This window comes from Lysinibacillus sp. FSL K6-0232, from assembly GCF_038008325.1.
Classification (GTDB): Bacteria; Bacillota; Bacilli; order Bacillales_A; family Planococcaceae; genus Lysinibacillus.
Window position 1 is genome coordinate 1,484,650 of sequence record NZ_JBBOYW010000001.1, and the last position, 18,395, is coordinate 1,503,044.

An 18,395-nucleotide genomic window follows, 5' to 3' on the forward strand; every position below is an offset into this window, starting at 1 on the left:
ATGAAAATAGGGTGCAACTCTAGGGGAACCAAAATTAATAAATTTCTAGGCATTCGCAATAAAATAAACAGCCCTCAACGGTGAGTCGAGGGCTGTTTATTTTATTGATGTGTTAAGACATCCTCAATTAAAAAGGCAATATATAAATTGGTTTTTGTAAATGGATTACTTAAATCCATATCTAAAAGCATTTCAATTTTTTTGATTTTATAAAGCACTGTATTACGATGAATAAACTGACGCTCACTAATTCTGCTTGTGCTGCCATTTTCCTCAAGGAATATCCGCAAAAAGGACACATAATCGGTATTGTGCAATTCATCATAACGATAAAGCTGCCCTAAAATATCCTGACTAAAGGCCTTCATTAGCGTTTGATTTTGTATCGCCATAATAATTTTATAGACACCTATTTCCTTGTATTTATATAAATACCGATTGTTGTGAAGCTGTGCTAAATGGATAACCGCTAATGACTCCTCATAGCTTGTGCGAATATGCTCAAGCTCTTTATAGAAATTACCTTTACCAATCATTAGATCGACAGCACCATTTTTTAACATAATTTTGTGATAAATATCTTCAACAATTTTTGAGAATGGAATATTTGGTGTATTGATTTGTGCTTTATCAATTAAAAAAATAAGGTGATTTTTATGCTTTAATTTTAGGAAGTGCTTATAGCGATTTTGAAAAGCGAATTGAATCATCACTTCATAGCGGTCAATGGCTGCTTGTGTATCAATGGTTGTACACGTAATAATCGCCAATTCTCTGCCTTGCGGAAATCCTAGCTGTGCTAATTGCTCTTTGATCGAATGAGCGTTATGCTTGTCCTGAAAAAGTAGATGGAATAGCACCTTCTCCTCAACGGACAGCTCTTGATGGTGGCTAGCAATAAATTGAAAGGTTGTTTTTAATAGGTCGGCAATACGATAATGCCATGGCATTTGAAAAATAGGGAAATCATGCTTATTGGCAAAAGCGATAACAGCCTGTGGAATATCAGGAATATATGGACCTATGTTAATGATAAAGCCAGCTACCTTTTTGGCGTAGGCTTGCTGTACAAGCTGTTCTAGAGCATTTTCATATGCATCTATATGAATGCCCGTTGTGACAACTAATTCATTAGGTCTGCAAAACATCATTAAATCAAGGCTTTCTACAACATTAATACCTGTCACGCGTCGATACGTACCACTATGTCCAGCGACTAATGTTAGCATCGGGAATTGAATGCCCTCTACCATTTTACGAATCGTCCCCATATTTTCCCCCCTTATTATGAACATAACGTACCATATAGAATGTGCAGTTGCACATATTTTTTTAGTTTTCTCTCCATATCTCGTAGCTTTTATCTATTTTAGAATGTTTAATAACTACTGTGAAAGAGAGGACTTGCATATGTATAAATGTAATAGTAGACGATTGCAAGAGTTAATCGAACAATTTAGTCGGTTTGGAGCCACTGATAATGGAGGCGTTACACGTTTATCTCTTTCGAATGAGGATATATTAGCGAGAAACTATTTTTGTGAGTGTTGTGAGGCATTGGGGATGAATATTCAAATAGATGATATGGGGAATATTTATGCCACATTGCCCGGCAAAAAGAATGTACCCCCAATTGTGATGGGTTCCCATTTAGACTCGGTTGAAAAGGGTGGAAGATTCGATGGCGTATTAGGTGTATTAACAGCAATCGAAGCGATTCGAACAATTAAAGAAAATGGTATTGATATAGAGATACCTCTTACAATCGTCAATTTTACAAATGAGGAAGGGGCACGCTTTGACCCAGCCATGATGAGTTCAGGGGTGATTACCTCGAAGTTTGCTAAAGAGAAAATGCTGCAATCTACAGATAAAAATGGCATTAGCTTTCAAGAGGCATTACAGGCAAGTGGCTATCAAGGGAAAAAGGAGCATCGTTTAAAAGAAGCACTTGCCTATCTTGAACTGCATATTGAGCAAGGTCCTATATTGGAGGCACAGCAATGTGAAATTGGTGTTGTGGAGGGTGTGCTTGGCATGGTTTGCTATGAGCTAACGATTACGGGGCAATCGAATCATGCGGGAACAACACCGATGTCAATGCGCAAGGATCCTATGATTGTAGCGTCAACGATCATAACGGAGTTACATGAGCAGCTAGGGAACATTGATGAACAGCTTGTCTATACATTTGGTCGTATGCATGTTACACCAAATATTCATACAGTTATTCCAAATAAGGTAACGTTTACGATTGATTCACGTCATCAAAAGCCAGAGGTGATGCAGCAGGTTGAGGATATTTTGCTAGCACTGCCAGAAATGGCGGCGGGCTGTTCTATTCAGCCAGTCAAGCTATGGGGCAGAGAAACGGTGTACTTTGATACCACGATTTGTCATGAAGTAGAGCAAGCCTGTCAGCGCTTTGGGTATACTGCGCATCGTATGTTTAGTGGTGCAGGACATGATGCACAGTATATGGCAAGCATTGTTCCTTCAGCGATGATTTTTGTGCCTAGTATACAAGGTAAAAGTCATTGTGAGGAAGAAGCAACAACCTTTGAGGATTGTGTAAAGGGCGCGGATATTTTATTAGAAACGGTATTAACGCTACAGACGAAATTTAGTATGGGCGAAACATATACATTGCATTAAGCATTCTCTAATTTTGTAACGAAGGGTGAGGGCATAATGAAAAAAATCATTAAAGGTGGACGAGTAGCAACGGCTGCGGATGTTTTTGAGGCAGATATTTTAATTGAGAACGGAAAAATCGCGCAAATTGGGCAAAGCTTAGAGGCTGCTGGTGCGGAAGTAATTGATGCCACTGGTAAGCTTGTACTACCAGGGGGAATTGATCCGCATACACATTTAGATATGCCATTTAATAATACGGTAACAGATGATGACTGGAAATCTGGCACGATTGCAGCAGCATTTGGTGGCACAACGACGATTTTGGATTTTTGTTTAACAGCAGGAGAGGAAAAGCTAGCAACAGCCGTAGCCAAATGGCATAACAAGGCAAAAGGGAAATCTGCTATTGACTATGGGTTCCATTTAATGATTGGTGATTTAACACCAGAAACCACAGCCGAATTACCTAAAATTTTAGAGCAGGAGGGGATTACCTCCATCAAAGTCTTTATGGCATATGCAAAGGAATTTCAAGCGACAGATCGTACATTATTTAAAGCCTTTAAAATTGCCAAGAACCTTGGGGCAGTAGTGATGGTGCATTGTGAGAATGGCTCTGTGATTGATGAGCTTGTGGAAGAAGCGAGAAGCGCTGGTCAGAAGGAGCCAATTTATCATGCATTGACACGTCCAGCAGAGCTTGAGGGTGAGGCAACAAAGCGTGCTATTGAATTAGCGCATATCGCAGGTGCGAAGCTTTATGTCGTGCATGTTACATGCAAGGAAGCAGTGGATGAAATTATTGCTGCGCGTGAAAAGGGCTATGATGTTTATGGTGAAACATGTCCACCATATTTAACGCTTGATCAATCTGCTTTAGCACAGCCGGGCTTTGAGGGTGCAAAATATGTTTGGTCACCACCGCTGCGTCCGAAATACCATCAGGAGCATTTATGGCATGCATTAAAGGCAAAGCAGCTACAGACAATTGGCTCTGACCAATGCTCCTTTAGCTTTAAGGGTAAAAAGCAGCTAGGCTTAAATGACTTCTCGAAAATACCAAATGGCGGACCATTCATTGAAGACCGCTTCAGTATTTTATATTCCGAGGGTGTAGCAAAAGGTAGAATTTCCATCCATGAATTTGTTGATATGATTGCTACGAGTGCCGCAAAAATATTTGGCTTATTCCCGCAAAAGGGAACAATTGCTATTGGCTCTGATGCGGATATTGTTATTTTTGATCCTGAGGCAAAGCGCCAAATTTCTGCTAAAACACATCATATGAATGTTGATTATAACCCATATGAAGGCTGGGAGGTGACGGGTGAACCTGTTAGTGTACTTGTTCGAGGAGAATATGTTATTAAAAACAAGGAATTTGTAGGCGTACTTGGTAGCGGGCAATATATTAAACGTCCATTACAGGCAGTCACGAAGGAAGCAGTGGAGATTTAATGGAGCGGGCCGATTGTTTTGGATGGAGAGCAAAGCAATCGGTTTTGTCGTAGATGCACGGAAAAAATGAACACATGAGGGGGATGTGGAAATGGCTCCGATTCAAGAAAATACGATGACCATGCAGTTGAAGCGTAATTTTGTGGAAATTACCAAGAAAATGACAAAGAGTGAAGCGATTGAGGAAGCCAATCGTTGTCTATATTGCTATGATGCACCTTGTATTCAAGCTTGTCCAACAAGTATTCAAATTCCAAATTTCATAAAAAAAATTGCATCTGGTAATATGAAGGGCTCTGCCACGACTATATTAGAAGCAAACCCTATTGGTGCAAGCTGTGCAAGGGTTTGTCCAACAGAGGAACTATGTGAAGGGGCGTGTGTCTTACATGCTGCAACAAAGCCGATTCGAATTGGCGAGTTACAGCGCTATGCAACAGATTGGGCAATGGAAACAAATGCACAGCTATTTAAGGCTGGGCAAAGCAATGGACAGAAGGTAGCTATTATTGGTGCGGGCCCTGCTGGTTTATCAGCAGCGCGTGAGCTAAGTCGATTAGGCTATCAAGTAACGATTTATGAGGCCGAGGCAAAGGCTGGAGGCTTAGGCAGCTATGGTATTGTCGCATTCCGATTACCAAATGAAGTGGTCGATTGGGAAGTGGCACAAATTGAACAGCTTGGTGTGACGATTCAAACCAATACAACAGTTGGTGTGGATATTACCGCAGATGATATTTTAGCGCAGTACGATAGCGTTATTTTAGCAGTTGGGATGGGGGCAGTACCTAACTTAGGTATTGAAGGTGAGGATTTACAGGGTGTACATGATGCGATTGCATTTGTGCGAGCAACAAAGATAGGAACGCTTACAAATGATCTTGCTGGCAAGCGTGTAGCGGTGATTGGTGCTGGTAATACAGCAATTGATGGTGCAACATGTGCAGTACGTCTAGGGGCAGATAATGTCCAAATTTTATATCGAAGAACACAAAAAGAAATGACAGCGTATAAATTTGAATATGAATTTGCTAAGCAGGATGGGGTGGAATTTAAGTGGTTAACAGCACCAAAGAAAATACTTGGCAATAAAGACGGGCAAGTGACAGGGATTGAATGTGTCAAAATGCAGCTTGGTGAGGCTGGCCCTGATGGACGTCAAAGACCAGAGGAGATAAAGGGTTCTAATTTTGTGATTGAAGTGGATGCCGTTATTAAAGCGATTGGGCAAACGCGCTTTGTTTCGCTAATTGAAGCATTTGGTTTGGCACATACCAATGGGGTTGTTGATATTGATGAAACAACAATGCAAACATCTAATGACAAAGTGTTTGCCTGTGGAGATGTTGTCTTTGGCAATGGACAGGGTGAAGCGATGGTGGTGACCGCTGTACAGCAAGGAAAAGATGCAGCATACAAGATTCATGAACGTTTAAGAAAACCAAGTGAGATTGCATAAAAGGGGGAGCTTACATGGCAGACTTACACATTAATTTAGCGGGCATCCAATCGCCGAATCCATTTTGGCTAGCATCCGCACCACCAACCAATTCAGGTTATCAGGTGCAACGGGCATTTGAAGCAGGCTGGGGTGGTGCTGTATGGAAAACATTAGGGGAGCCGATTTTAAATGTTTCCTCACGCTTTGCTGCTGTTAGCTATAATGGTCAGCGTGTTGCAGGCTTCAACAATATTGAACTTATTACAGACCGTCCGTTAGAAGTAAATTTACAAGAAATTTATGACACGAAAAAGAAATTTCCGAATCACGCGATTATTGCCTCGCTAATGGTGGAGCCAAAGCAGGAAAAGTGGCATGAAATTGTAAAGCGTGTAGAAAATGTGGGGGTGGATGGTCTTGAGCTTAACTTTGGTTGTCCACATGGGATGGCAGAACGAGGAATGGGTTCTGCCTCTGGTCAAGTCCCTGAATTGGTGGAAAAACAAACGTACTGGGTAAAGGAAGTGGCACGTACACCTGTTATTGTCAAGCTAACGCCAAACATTACGGATATTACAGTAACGGCGGAAGCGGCAACAAGAGGCGGAGCAGATGCAGTTAGTATGATTAATACCATTAATAGTTTAGCAGGTGTCGATTTAGAATCATGGAATACAGTGCCACATGTGGCAGGTAAAGGAGCACATGGCGGCTATTGCGGCCCTGCTGTTAAACCAATTGCGCTCAATATGGTGGCAGAATGTGCGCGTAATCCATTGGTCAATGTACCGATTTCAGGTATTGGCGGCATCTCAAGCTGGCAGGATGCAGCAGAGTTTATTTTAATGGGCGCAACAGGCGTGCAGGTATGTACAGCGGCAATGCATCATGGCTTCAGCATTGTCGAGGATATGATTGACGGGTTAAATAATTATTTAGATGATAAAGGCTTAGCATCGGTTATGGACTTGGTTGGTCGCTCTGTGCCAAGGTATTCAAACTGGGGCGATTTAGACTTAAATTATAAAATTGTTGCAGAAATTAATAATGATATTTGTATTAATTGTAATAAATGTCATATTGCCTGTGAGGATACATCACATCAATGTATTGATTTATATACAGAGAATGGGCGTCCAATGCTAAAGGTGCGTGAGGAGGATTGTGTCGGCTGTAATTTATGCTCCATTGTCTGTCCAGTGGATGGTGCGATTACAATGGTTGAACGTCCATCAACGATTCCAGCGATGACGTGGAATGAACGCCAAGCACTGCTAAGCAGTCTAGCAAAATAAAGACGCTTAACTAAAATCGAAATTCCACCTTCCCTCAGCGATTGCGATGGGGGAAGGCATAGCTTCATTGTAAGTTGTCACGGAAATCCACATAAAAGGAGAGAAACTTTATGGAACGTGAAGGGAATTATTTAAAATCCCCAGATTTGCTTCCAGTGACACATCAACAAAGAAATATTGGAACATTTGGTTTTGCGGTAATTTGGGTAGGTATGGCAATTGTGTTAGCTGCCTTTGCCATTGGCGGCTCAGCCATTATCAATCTATCCTTGCCAATGGTGATTTTAGCGACGCTAGTAGGGTCTTGCTTAATCGGTATTTTTATGACATTAATTGGCGATATAGGCATTGAGCATGGTTTATCCTTCCCTGTCTATATGCGTGCCCCATTTGGTATATTTGGTACGCATATCCCTTCACTTGTGCGTGGGGTTACGGCTGCCTGTTGGTTTGGACTCAACACTTATTTTGGGGCATTAGCCATTAACGGTATTTTAAATCTATTATTTAGCTTTGATAATTGGTTTATTTGTTTCCTTGTTTTTGCAACACTTCAGCTTTTTAATACATCACTAGGCATTAAATCGATTGAACGCTTTGCAGATTTAGCCGCACCGATTATTATTTTAATTTCTTGCTGGATGTACTATACACTTGCAGATACAGCAGCAGCGCAAGGTAAAAATGTTTGGACGTGGGTGGAAGCTCCAACAACAGGCTTAGCTGCTTTTACGGCATTTATGGTAGTAGTGATGGCAAATATGGGCTTTTGGGCAACATTAGCAGCAGATATGCCATCATTATCGCGCTTCTTTAAAGCACCGAAAAATGAGCGTAATTGGTTTAAGCGCAATAAAACACAGCTTGTGGGCTCATTAATTGTGATGCCCATTACCAATACATTTATTGTGACAATTGGGGCGATTTGCTATATGGCTGTAGCATCCGCTGACCCTATTAATGCTTTACAGCAAAGTGCAAGCGGCTTTATTTTAGGTATTTTATTGTTGATGATTGTATTAGCGCAATGGTCCACAAATACCTCTGCAAATGTTGTGCCAGCCGCCACGATTTTCTCCAATATTGGCGGGCCAAAAGTACCGTTCTGGGTAGGCGTAGTCATTGCTGGGCTAATCGGTATTTTAGCACAGCCATGGAGCTTATTTGATGTAATGGTCAATGTATTACTCATTATTGGTGGAATCTTAACCGCAATTGTTGGTATTTTATTTGCTGATTATTATTTAATTCGCAAACGTCGTGTATATGTGAAAGACCTTTATGAACTAGAGGGGCAATTTAAGTATTATAAGGGCTTTAATTTCGCTGGTTTAATTGCGTGGGTGATTGGTGGTGCTATCGCCAATATTTTCTCAACCTATTCTGCATTAGTAGGGTTTGTTGTTGGTGCATTTGTCTATTATCTTTTAGCAAAATATTGGTGGTTTAAAAAATACCCACAAGCTGAGCTAGTGGAGCCGAGTGATGCTAAATATTTAGGCATTACAGTTGGACGTAATTTAGATGAATTATTTGGCTCACAGGAACCAGAGGAGGCTGTACTGCCAGAGCAACCAGACCCTTTGTTAGAAATAAAATGATCAGGAAAATTTAAAAGAAGGTGAGAGGATGGCGCATGTCCGAATTCCAACAAAGTACCGAAGAAATCCAAAAAATAGATCAGTATTTGGATAAGGGCTATAAAATTAACTATGTCTATGAAAATTTAAGCGGAATGTTTGTGGAATTTACACGTCAAAAAGAGGCTATATTACTACAAATTTTAACAGCAGATGCACGCAAATATTTCGCTGCCAAATTACAGGAGCAGACATTATTACAATAATTGTAAACGCTATTCCATTTGTTGCCTAAATGGAATAGCGTTTTCGTCTTATGGTATATTAAGCACTTTGCTCGCTTTACCCTTTACGCATAATAAAGCTTAAATGCCTGCCTGCTTGCTTATCTTGACGATAGGAGAAGCCAGTGGGACTTAAAAATGTACATGTTGTATCAATATGGATTTGCGTAGCTGGAATGCCCGCAAGCTCACATTGCTTTTTGACGGTTTGTTGATTATCAATATGATATTTATTCGTATCAGCGTTGTAATACATAAAGTCCTCTGCATAGCCAAGCTGATGGAACTTTTCAAAGACATCCGCATCCACTTCAAACTTTTGCTGACTAAGTGCCATACCAATTTGCACATGGAAATCCTCTGGATGACAATGCTCTTCTGTCAGTAAATGTTGGAATAGCTTAGGCGTAATTTCCTTCACAGTTCCTTGCCAGCCCGAATGAATAACACCAACCAGCCCTGTAGCAGCATGATAAAACATAACAGGCACACAATCGGCTGTAAAGCTACATAATAAAATATGTGGCTCTAGTGTATAAAGCGCATCAGCATTTTTAATTGCGCTATCCATGTGGAGAGCACCACGCCCTTTATCAGCCGCTGTAACACGATGAAAGTTGGCACTATGTGTTTGTTCCGTACAGACAAAGTCCTGTAAATCACAATGTAGGGCAGTTGCTAGTTGTTGACGGTTTTCAATGATATTTTGAGTGTTATCACAAATATGCAATGCCATATTATTGTGCTCGTGCGCCATTATGTTCTTTAAGGTAGTACCTGCAATAAAGCGTTCATTATCTATATAAATTTTTGTTTTCATTTGCTCACCTCATTTTCCTATATAGGATGACTTACGAAATGCATAGGTTGCGTTTTGACGCACCTTCTTTCCCTTGCCTAGACATAATAAATCGCCTCCCTCACATATAGTATGGAGGAGTCATGTAGAGGGGGGAAATATAAACAGTGAATCAACTAAATATATTACTACTTTGCCAATTAGGTATGGGCCTTTTTTGGATTATTACATATCTATTCATTATTTATAAAGGATGGCAAGAGAAAAAATACGGTATGCCTATGGCTGCCATTTGTGCCAATATTTCATGGGAGTTTATCTTTGCTTTTCTCTATCCACAAAATGAACTACAGCGAGTTATTACGCTTATTTGGCTAGTATTAGACATCTTTATATTAATGCAATTTTTACGCTATGCGCCAAAAGAATACAAAAAAATTATTTCTAGCAAATTATTATATTTATCCTTTGTCATCACGTTGATTGCTAGCTTTTTCATTATTTTAGGTATTGTCCATGAGTTTCATGATTTTGAAGGGAAGTACGCAGCATTTTTCCAAAATCTTATGATGTCAGGATTATTTATTGCCTTATTGGTGCAAAGAGGGAATTTAGCTGGTCAATCGATGGGGATAGCTTTCTGTAAAATGATTGGTACGTTGTTCGCGTCAGTTGGCTTTTACCTTTACTTTAGAACACCATTGATTACCATTATCTCTATGGCAACCCTCTTTTATGATTGGCTCTATATTCTATTAATTTATCGATTACAGCATAAAAAATTGGCGAAATAGGCTTTTTTAAACATTCTTTTATTATGCAATTTATTAGTAATGTATCCCAATTACAAGAATGTTGCAACTTTATGACAAGGCTTATATTAAGGAATGGCGTTAGAACGGGCATCAGCATCTTATTCTTTACGTGTGTCATGCAATTGTAAAAATCCTTCCAAATATTTTGTGGTGATTATTGCTTTGTAACGCTTTACGATAATCATAGAGCAAACAGGAAGGATGGTAGATATGTTTAAAAAAATAAAAAAAGTAACACTCGCTTCAGTAGTAGCAGCTTCATTAGTCGTACCAGTAGCGGCAATGGCAGCCGAATCCTATACAGTGACACCGGGTGACACGCTGTGGAAAATTGCCTTAAAAACGGAAACGGGTGTACAGGAGCTAATTGATGCGAATCCACAGCTTGCCAATCCAAATCAAATCGAACCAGGGCAAAACATTCATATCCCTGTAAAGGAACAGGCAAGTGTTGAACAAGAGGTTGTTAAGCTTGTCAATGTGGAACGTGCCAAAGCAGGTCTTCCAGCATTACAAGAGGATTGGGAGCTATCAAGAGTAGCTAAATATAAATCTCAAGATATGCATGATAAAAAATATTTTGACCACACAAGCCCAACATATGGTACACCTTTTACCATGATGAAAAGCTTTGGCATTACGTATAAATCAGCTGGTGAAAATATTGCAAAAGGTCAACGTTCAGCACAAGAAGTCGTAACAGCTTGGATGAACAGTGATGGACATCGCGCCAATATCCTCAGCAAAAGCTACACGCATATCGGTGTAGGATATGTACAGGATGGCAACTACTGGACACAAATGTTTATACAAAAATAATGATATGGAACTGTCCTGAACTTAGCGATGACTAAGGTCAGGACAGTTTTTTAGGATTGAAGTGTGAATGCTTGAGGTTAGGAAAGTAAAGCGTCAATAAGCTAGAGTATAAAGTGTAGTAAATCAAGCATTCTCTAATATCCCTAGGAGAATGTTTTTTTGTGCCAAAACAAATAAAAATACATCAAAAGCAACACACTATTAGCAATAGCCGAATAAGATGTTTCTGTAGTAAAACGATAAAGGTAGGTGTGAGCGGTTGACAAAGAAATGGATAGTTATCGCATGGATAATTTGTACAGCTGGATTGATAGGGTGTCAGGGAAAATCAGCAAACCCTAAAATACCTGAGAGTCAACAGCTAGAAGAGCCTGTAATCTATGAACCAGCACCACAAACCAATCCTGTTGTAGAAGTGGTTGATCCGACTACCAATACAATCATTGATACTATTTCACCACAAGCATTTGGCTATGATACAGATATGCAAGCCTATCAACAGCAAATTGCACAGCTAGCGCAAGATTTGGCAAGAGGAACAGCCACCACTGTGGGCTATGACCAGCATATGGTGCTTGATAAACTGGATGAGCAAGGGAAAATTATCAAGGGTAGACCGCATACAATTTTAAAAGAGCGTGAATTAGTGGAAAGCATACTAGCTGTTTCTGCAACAGGTGGGCAGGTAGAAATGCCACTTACGATTACTAAAAGTAGCTACTCTCTTGACGATATTCCTTATTTAGAGGATGTTGTTGTAGCAACTTATACGACTTATTTTAATCGTGCAGAGGTAGGCAGGAATAAAAATATTGAGCTTTCTGCCAAGGCCATTCATAACATAATTGTTGGCAGTGGCGATTATTTTTCCTTTAACCATATTGTAGGACCAAGAGATGAGGCAAATGGCTACCAGCCTGCACCAGAAATTATAAATAAGCAAATTGTGATGGGCATTGGTGGAGGGATTTGCCAAACATCCTCCACCTTATTTAATGCTGTAGATCAAATTCCAGTGAAATTGATTGAGCGTCATCACCATTCATTAAATATTGGCTATGTGCCAAGAGGAAGGGATGCCACTGTTGCCTATGGTAGCTTAGATTTTCGCTTTCAAAATATTAGCGATGCACCATTTTTAATCAAATCCATCTATGGAGATGATTTTCTAACGATTGAAATTCGAACAGCAGAAAAATATGTAGCCCTTGTTACAAAGCAGCAATAGTGTTTAAACATATAGTTATGCATTATCTATAATCGTTAAAATGTCCCGTGGTGCTGCAGCTTGATAATCGGGTGCTATATGTTGGATGGCTTCTTTTGCATCATAGCCCCATGCTACCCAAATAATCGGGATACCTGCTTTTTGACAGGCGATAATATCTCGTAGCTCATCGCCAATATAGAGTATATCAGATGATGGCATAGAGGCTGCTTTCAGAAACTTTTTCAATACTTTATCCTTGCCTGCAAAAGGGTTTGAGCAAAGCACCTCTGCTACACATTGAATACCGTTTATATTTAGAAATGCTAAAATCGTATCCTTTGCATGAGAGGAAATAATAACGATGTGATAGCCTTTTTGCTCAAGCTCCAGCAGCACCTCCTTTATGCCATCAAAAAGATGAATATGCTGTAATGATTGGTGATACAATTGATAAAATTGCGGTAAAATCACCGGTACTTTATGCAGAGGCAAGTTTAAAAATTTACTGCGCTCTGTAAGTGATAATTTTTTTAATACCGCAATATCTTTAAATTCAAGCTCTTTTAATTGATATTTTTGTGCAATTGTATTCCATGCTGTGATAAGAGCCTTTATAGAATTTGCCAGTGTTCCATCAAAGTCAAAAATCAGATACTTCATCGTCAACACTACTCCTTTATCAGCTAATTGTATGCGAAGAAAGGCTACATCGTATAGGCACTATGCTTGGATTTTTGCCCTTGTTCTTACTAAATAATAGGCATTGATAAAGGAAGCAATAGGGATAATTAATGCAATACCAATCCCTGCACAAACAATTGTCAGCATTTCGGCACTAAACACTTTGGAATTAATAATTTCGCCAATTGAATAGGAGAGGTCTTTAAACCAAATTAATAAGCTTAAATAGCCACCAAAGAAAGCGAAAAATAACGTATTCGTATCAGTTCCTAAAATATCTCTTCCAATGCTTAGACCAGCTGTAAATAGCGATTTTCGACTAATTGCAGGATTGCGATGAAAAATTTCATGCATGGAAGAAGCAATGGAAATAGCTACATCCATAATTGCTCCAATGGTACTCATAATAATAACAGACGCCCCAATTTGCACAAAGTTGACCCCGATATATAAGGAAAAAATACTGATTTCCTCCGTGGATTCCTCACTAAAGCCCTGAATCATTGATTTCTTCGTAACGAACGTAATAAAAAGCAATAAAATAACAATGGTCACCATTGTAGCAATAAAGGCTGTAATGGTTTTGCTGCTTGTTTTATTAATATAAAATAGGCTAATCCAGCTAATAATGGTGCAGGCAATAAACGTTAAAATAACAGGGCTATTTTTAGGATTTGTCATTAAAAAAATTGTAATAAAGAGCACCCCAAAATTTAAAAATAATGATAGGAAGGAACGCAGCCCTTGCTTGCCACCTATCACGATCATTAAAAGACATAAAATAATGGCTAATAAAACAATAACATTCATCCTTCAACCTTCTTTCGATTAATGAAAAATATAGCAATATACTGGCTAATCGGAATCGTTAAAACAACACCGATACCACCTGCTAAGGCACGCGCTAGCTCTAACGAAAGATTTAAGGAAAGTGTAAGTCCTAATGGATAGGAATTTTTTAAATACAGAATAATCATTGGAATGGAGCCACACAGATAAGCAAAAAATAAAATACTTGTAATAGTACCCATAATATCCTTGCCGATTTCCTGCCCTGAAGCTTTTAAAGCCTGCACAGAAATTGTAGGGTCTTGCTCATATAAAGCAAAGATGGAGGATGTCATTGTAATGGATACATCCATCACTGCGCCAAGTGAGCCAATAAATAATCCCGCCATAAAAACGGTGTGATAAGGGCGTGTTAAAAACTGCATTTCCTCATAGCGAAGTCCATTTTCACCCGTTAGCCACATTACGATAGAGCTAATAACAAGGGCAATCGCTGTACCAAGCAATGTTGAAATAATTGCCGCATATGTTTTTGTATGAAAGCCACTAATAAGTAGCAATGAAATCATTGTAAATAAAATCGCACAAATGCCACTAATCAATAATAAGCTTATATGACCATGCTTCACATAAAGGTCTAAAGCAAACGATAAAACAAGTACATTCATCACTAAACTAATAATGGCAAATAAACCTTGCCTTTTGCCAATAATTAATAAGGCGAAAATAAAAATCCAAGCAATGATCACAATTGTTTGATCCCGCTTTACATCTATAATCGTTCCAGTTAGCTCGTTTTGCGTTGTTTGAGCATTAATGGCAACAAAAATTTTGTGACCAACATGATATTGCTGGTCAAAAGCACCTGATGAGGAATATTCATTGGTTAGGTGAATTTGTTGCCCCTTCTGCTGCCCGTTTTTAATAACGGCTGTAAGATGCTGTGTAAATAAATTATCATTATTCTCATACATATCTGTTGTTGGCTCGGATGCTGTCGCCTCTGCTTTTATGACCTCTGCAATGGGACGCTTATAAAATTGCTCATTGTGATGCACAAAAATAATCGAAGCGATACAGCAAAGTGCTAATAAGCCATAGCATGCTGTTTTTTTGAAAATTTGCAAATGAATCACCCCCAATTATTATACAGAAAGAGAAGCGAAAGTGACGGATAGACCTCCAAAATAAACGGATAGCGCACCCAAATCATCTGCATATTTTTCATCACCATGGAGAAAATATGCGTAAGTGTATTTATAATTTTAATAAATGTGCTAATCTTGAGCTGGCTCAGTGGGAGATGAGAAGTATTTCAACAATGGAATTAAATATAAAAATATTGAAATCACTATTTCAACGCTCTGCTGATGTACAATTTCAACAGTATCAATTTCAGCAATATACGGTACATTTTATAACATGTGATGCCATGGTTAATGAACAAATGCTACAGGCAGTTGTTGTTCAGCGGGTTCAGGCCTTATTAGAGGACATCTCTGATGAAGCGTTGGAGGAGCAAATTGAGCAGTATTTATATATTCCTTCTTTGCAAAAGGTGGTAACAAAGGAGGAGGCTATTACAAAGGTTTATAGAGGTCATGTGCTAATATATATTGAAGAGGTTCAATTGCTTTATGCAAGTGATATTGCGCAAAAGCCTAATCGAGAGCCTGGTGAAACAACGCTGGAGCTTGTGGTGAAAGGACCTAGGGATGATTTTATTGAAGATGTTTTTATTAATATCGCTTTATTAAGAAAACGGCTACCAACAAACTCCTTTAGTGTTGATACATTAGAAATTGGTAAGCGCTCGAAAACAACCGTAGCTGTTCTTTATATGGATGATATTGTCAATAAAAATATGTTAGAGCGTATAAAGGTACAGCTTCAAAAGGTTGATTCAGATATTGTGATAAATGGTGACCTTTTGATGGAGGTGGTTGAAGAAACAGGTAAGGTTTTGCCTCGGCATGATTATACGGCTCGCCCTGATTCAGCCATTCAGTCATTAATTCGAGGAAGAATTTTAGTTATGGTTGATGGCGTTTCTTATGCTATTATTACACCTGCCAATATTATGTTGCTTTTTAAATCAGGTGAGGATAATGAATATCCAATAATTGTTAGCTCAATGGAACGCTTGCTTCGGATTGTAGGCGTGTTAATTAGTATGCTGCTGCCAGGATTTTGGCTTGCACTGACAACATATCATCAAGAGCAGCTACCATTCCTGTTATTAGCAACAATTGTAGAATCAAGAACAGGGCTACCGTTTCCAACCATTCTAGAAATATTAATGATGCTCTTTATGTTTGAGCTATTTCGAGAGGCCAATTTACGTTTGCCAAGTGCCATTAGCGGCTCTGTTAGCGTAGTGGGCGGATTAATTATTGGGGATGCTGCCATTAAAGCAGGTGTCACAAGCCCTTCTATGATTGTGGTCATTGCCATTTCAAGTATTGCTGCCTTTACACTCGTGAACCAATCCTTTGTGACAGCTATGAGTATTTTTCGCTTAATTATTATTATTGCGGCTGCTTTTTTTGGCTTATTTGGCTTTTTTATTTCCGTATTTTTCATCCTATTATATACAGCAAATATGCGTGTTCTAGGTGTACCATATATTAACTTTAGTGCAGATTTTGAAAAGGGCAATATTCGAAAATCTTTATTGCGCTTAACACCAAAAGGCTATAGCAGACGACCAGCCTTTTTAAAGCCCGAGGATGGAACACGTACTACCATTAAAAAATAATGGGACTGTCGTGAAGAGCTTCTCGACAGTCCCATTGCTACTCAGCTTGATTACAACTTCATTTTTCATATTTTATAAAATAAAAATTGATTTTATAGCTTAATTTATGTAGGATATACAAGCAATGTTTGCTTACAAATGAAAAATAAAGTTAATTATCTTTAAATTTTTGTTAATTTCTAGAAGATGAGGAAGTTCCGCTTTTTATGAAAAATCGAAAAATAAAACTAATTTTAATACTATCAGCAATGTTATTATGCCTGTTTACAAGCTTAAATATTATTATATCCTATGTAAAAATAAAAAAGACTGTTGAGGAGTCTATTACGAATCAAAGCTTAGAAGCTGCTATTTCTATTGCTTCTTCTATTGATACAGATACATATAAGGAATTTTTAGAGGACCCCCAAAAAAATGATTATTATTGGGAAATAAGAAGCTACTTAAATGATGCAAGAGTAAAAATAGGCGCTTTATTTGTGTATACAATTAAGGTGGATAATCCAGAAGTGTCAAAGGCAATGATTATGGGGATGCCAAGAGATGCTACACAGAATTTTGATATTGGTGAAATTTGTACGGTGCCTGCTAGTGAAGTTCGTAAAGCTTATTATGGTGAAACCTATGTAACAAAGATTATTGATGATGTTGTACATGGTTCTTATGTTTCCGTTGGTGCACCCATTAAAGATGAGGTAGGCGAAATTGTCGGTTATCTTGGCATTGATATTAGTGCAGATATGTTAAATGGTATTAAAGGAAAAATTATAAAAGATAATATTTTTATGTTGATTTTCAATGGTGTCTTAATTTTAGTGGTGATTGCTTCCTTTTTATTGCTACAAAGATGGTATCAAAAAGAGGTGGCAAAGGAAGTCGGTGCTACAGAGGATACATACCAAGCTGAAATTAAAACATTAATTGCTTCCGTATCATCGTTACGCCATGATTTTACAAATCATATTCAAGTGTTACACGGACTGCTGCAATTAGAAAAAACAGAGCAGGCAAAGCAATATTTATGCTCATTATCGAAAGATGTACAAGCCATTAAGTCTTTGCAATTAAATATAGATCATCCAGGTTTATCAATTTTATTGCAAACGAAAAAATTAACAGCTCAAAATCATAATATTGATATGGAATTTACCATTGCTGAAAATGCCTTTCCTAACATTAAAACAACGGATTTAATTAAAATTTTATCGAATTTAATTGATAATGCGATTGAGGCAGCTACTGAATTGCCAGAGGATCAGCGTAAAATTATAATTTGCTGTAAAGCGGATGACAGCTACTATGAATTTAGTGTAACAAATACAGGGCCGAATATTGAAGATGCCAATTATATATTTGACCAAGGCTTCTCTACAAAAAAACAAGAGAATGGAAGAATTAGAGGGCAGGGCTTATTTATTGTGAAGGAAACGATTCAAAAATATAACGGTCAGATTGTTTTCGATTCATCCAAATATCATGAAACAACAGTTATTGTTAAAATTCCAGTGAAATAAGAGCTACACAGATGGAACTGGTAATGGTATCCTAAGGAATATTATCTTGTAGTAGCAGGCTAAAAAACTATATAAAGGATGAAATGTATGACATTTGAAGAGATATTACCACGCTTAAAGGCAGGCCAAAAGGTGATTCGTGAAGGCTGGGGTGGCGCTGAGCTCTATGTAAAGCTTGTTGGTCAAGGCGAGCATGATGGCGAAATATTGAACCCTTATTTTTTAATTAATGTACGAGGTGAGGGCTATACAATGTTTACGCCTACTGTGTGTGACATATTAGCAGAAGATTGGGGCATTGTAGAATTATGATGA

General features: G+C 38.5%; 17 protein-coding genes. 12 read left to right on the forward strand and 5 right to left on the reverse strand.

What is annotated here, in order from left to right; all coding sequences use genetic code 11:
• Positions 1-101: 101 nt before the first annotated feature.
• Positions 102-1,271, reverse strand: coding sequence for a PucR family transcriptional regulator (locus tag MHB42_RS07090; protein WP_340805244.1), 1,170 nt, complete (start codon positions 1,269-1,271; stop codon positions 102-104).
• A 139-nt stretch (positions 1,272-1,410) separates the two neighbouring features.
• Between MHB42_RS07090 and MHB42_RS07095 the strand changes: the two genes are divergently transcribed.
• From MHB42_RS07095 to MHB42_RS07120, 6 genes are all read left to right on the forward strand, one after another.
• Positions 1,411-2,655, forward strand: a complete 1,245-nt coding sequence (locus tag MHB42_RS07095; RefSeq protein ID WP_340805245.1) for a Zn-dependent hydrolase — start codon at positions 1,411-1,413, stop codon at positions 2,653-2,655.
• A gap of 36 nt (positions 2,656-2,691) precedes the next feature.
• The gene (gene hydA / locus MHB42_RS07100; protein WP_340805246.1) at positions 2,692-4,095 is read left to right on the forward strand and encodes a dihydropyrimidinase; all 1,404 of its coding nucleotides are present in this window, start codon (positions 2,692-2,694) and stop codon (positions 4,093-4,095) included.
• Positions 4,096-4,186: 91 nt separating this feature from the next.
• Complete coding sequence (locus MHB42_RS07105; RefSeq protein WP_340805247.1) at positions 4,187-5,554, forward strand: NAD(P)-dependent oxidoreductase; 1,368 nt, start codon at positions 4,187-4,189, stop codon at positions 5,552-5,554.
• 14 nt (positions 5,555-5,568) lie between these two features.
• Positions 5,569-6,831 carry an NAD-dependent dihydropyrimidine dehydrogenase subunit PreA gene (preA, locus tag MHB42_RS07110; RefSeq protein WP_340805248.1) on the forward strand — a complete coding sequence of 421 codons (1,263 nt, stop codon included), beginning with the start codon at positions 5,569-5,571 and terminating at the stop codon, positions 6,829-6,831.
• Between the two features lie 110 nt (positions 6,832-6,941).
• A complete protein-coding gene (locus MHB42_RS07115; RefSeq protein WP_340805249.1) occupies positions 6,942-8,432 on the forward strand; it encodes an NCS1 family transporter in 1,491 nt (496 codons plus the stop codon).
• 35 nt (positions 8,433-8,467) lie between these two features.
• Positions 8,468-8,677 (forward strand): hypothetical protein, encoded by a 210-nt coding sequence (locus MHB42_RS07120; RefSeq protein WP_340805250.1) that lies wholly within the window; start codon positions 8,468-8,470, stop codon positions 8,675-8,677.
• A 76-nt stretch (positions 8,678-8,753) separates the two neighbouring features.
• Here the strand turns inward: MHB42_RS07120 and pgeF are convergent, their stop codons facing one another.
• On the reverse strand, positions 8,754-9,515 hold the full coding sequence (gene pgeF, locus MHB42_RS07125; protein ID WP_340805251.1) for a peptidoglycan editing factor PgeF: 762 nt from the start codon (positions 9,513-9,515) through the stop codon (positions 8,754-8,756).
• A 146-nt stretch (positions 9,516-9,661) separates the two neighbouring features.
• On the opposite strand from pgeF, the gene MHB42_RS07130 reads away from it, so the two are divergent.
• The 3 genes from MHB42_RS07130 to MHB42_RS07140 all read left to right on the forward strand — a co-directional run bounded on the left by MHB42_RS07130 (position 9,662) and on the right by MHB42_RS07140 (position 12,356).
• Positions 9,662-10,288, forward strand: a complete 627-nt coding sequence (locus MHB42_RS07130; RefSeq protein ID WP_340805252.1) for a transmembrane-type terpene cyclase — start codon at positions 9,662-9,664, stop codon at positions 10,286-10,288.
• 231 nt (positions 10,289-10,519) lie between these two features.
• On the forward strand, positions 10,520-11,128 hold the full coding sequence (locus MHB42_RS07135; RefSeq protein ID WP_340805253.1) for a CAP domain-containing protein: 609 nt from the start codon (positions 10,520-10,522) through the stop codon (positions 11,126-11,128).
• Between the two features lie 259 nt (positions 11,129-11,387).
• A complete protein-coding gene (locus tag MHB42_RS07140) occupies positions 11,388-12,356 on the forward strand; it encodes a VanW family protein (protein ID WP_340805254.1) in 969 nt (322 codons plus the stop codon).
• A 15-nt stretch (positions 12,357-12,371) separates the two neighbouring features.
• Here the strand turns inward: MHB42_RS07140 and MHB42_RS07145 are convergent, their stop codons facing one another.
• The 3 genes from MHB42_RS07145 to MHB42_RS07155 are packed head-to-tail and all read right to left on the reverse strand — an operon-like array spanning position 12,372 to position 14,935.
• On the reverse strand, positions 12,372-12,998 hold the full coding sequence (locus MHB42_RS07145; protein ID WP_340805255.1) for an HAD hydrolase-like protein: 627 nt from the start codon (positions 12,996-12,998) through the stop codon (positions 12,372-12,374).
• 60 nt (positions 12,999-13,058) lie between these two features.
• Complete coding sequence (locus tag MHB42_RS07150) at positions 13,059-13,829, reverse strand: YibE/F family protein (protein WP_340805256.1); 771 nt, start codon at positions 13,827-13,829, stop codon at positions 13,059-13,061.
• Positions 13,826-14,935 carry a YibE/F family protein gene (locus tag MHB42_RS07155; protein WP_340805257.1) on the reverse strand — a complete coding sequence of 370 codons (1,110 nt, stop codon included), beginning with the start codon at positions 14,933-14,935 and terminating at the stop codon, positions 13,826-13,828. The genes MHB42_RS07150 and MHB42_RS07155 overlap by 4 nt, the downstream gene beginning before the upstream one ends.
• Positions 14,936-15,111: 176 nt before the next feature.
• Between MHB42_RS07155 and MHB42_RS07160 the strand changes: the two genes are divergently transcribed.
• The 3 genes from MHB42_RS07160 to MHB42_RS07170 all read left to right on the forward strand — a co-directional run bounded on the left by MHB42_RS07160 (position 15,112) and on the right by MHB42_RS07170 (position 18,392).
• Positions 15,112-16,566 (forward strand): spore germination protein, encoded by a 1,455-nt coding sequence (locus MHB42_RS07160; RefSeq protein WP_445299973.1) that lies wholly within the window; start codon positions 15,112-15,114, stop codon positions 16,564-16,566.
• Between the two features lie 206 nt (positions 16,567-16,772).
• Positions 16,773-18,080, forward strand: a complete 1,308-nt coding sequence (locus tag MHB42_RS07165; protein ID WP_340805258.1) for a GHKL domain-containing protein — start codon at positions 16,773-16,775, stop codon at positions 18,078-18,080.
• 87 nt (positions 18,081-18,167) lie between these two features.
• On the forward strand, positions 18,168-18,392 hold the full coding sequence (locus tag MHB42_RS07170) for a DUF2829 domain-containing protein (RefSeq protein ID WP_340805259.1): 225 nt from the start codon (positions 18,168-18,170) through the stop codon (positions 18,390-18,392).
• The last annotated feature ends 3 nt before the right edge of the window (positions 18,393-18,395 follow it).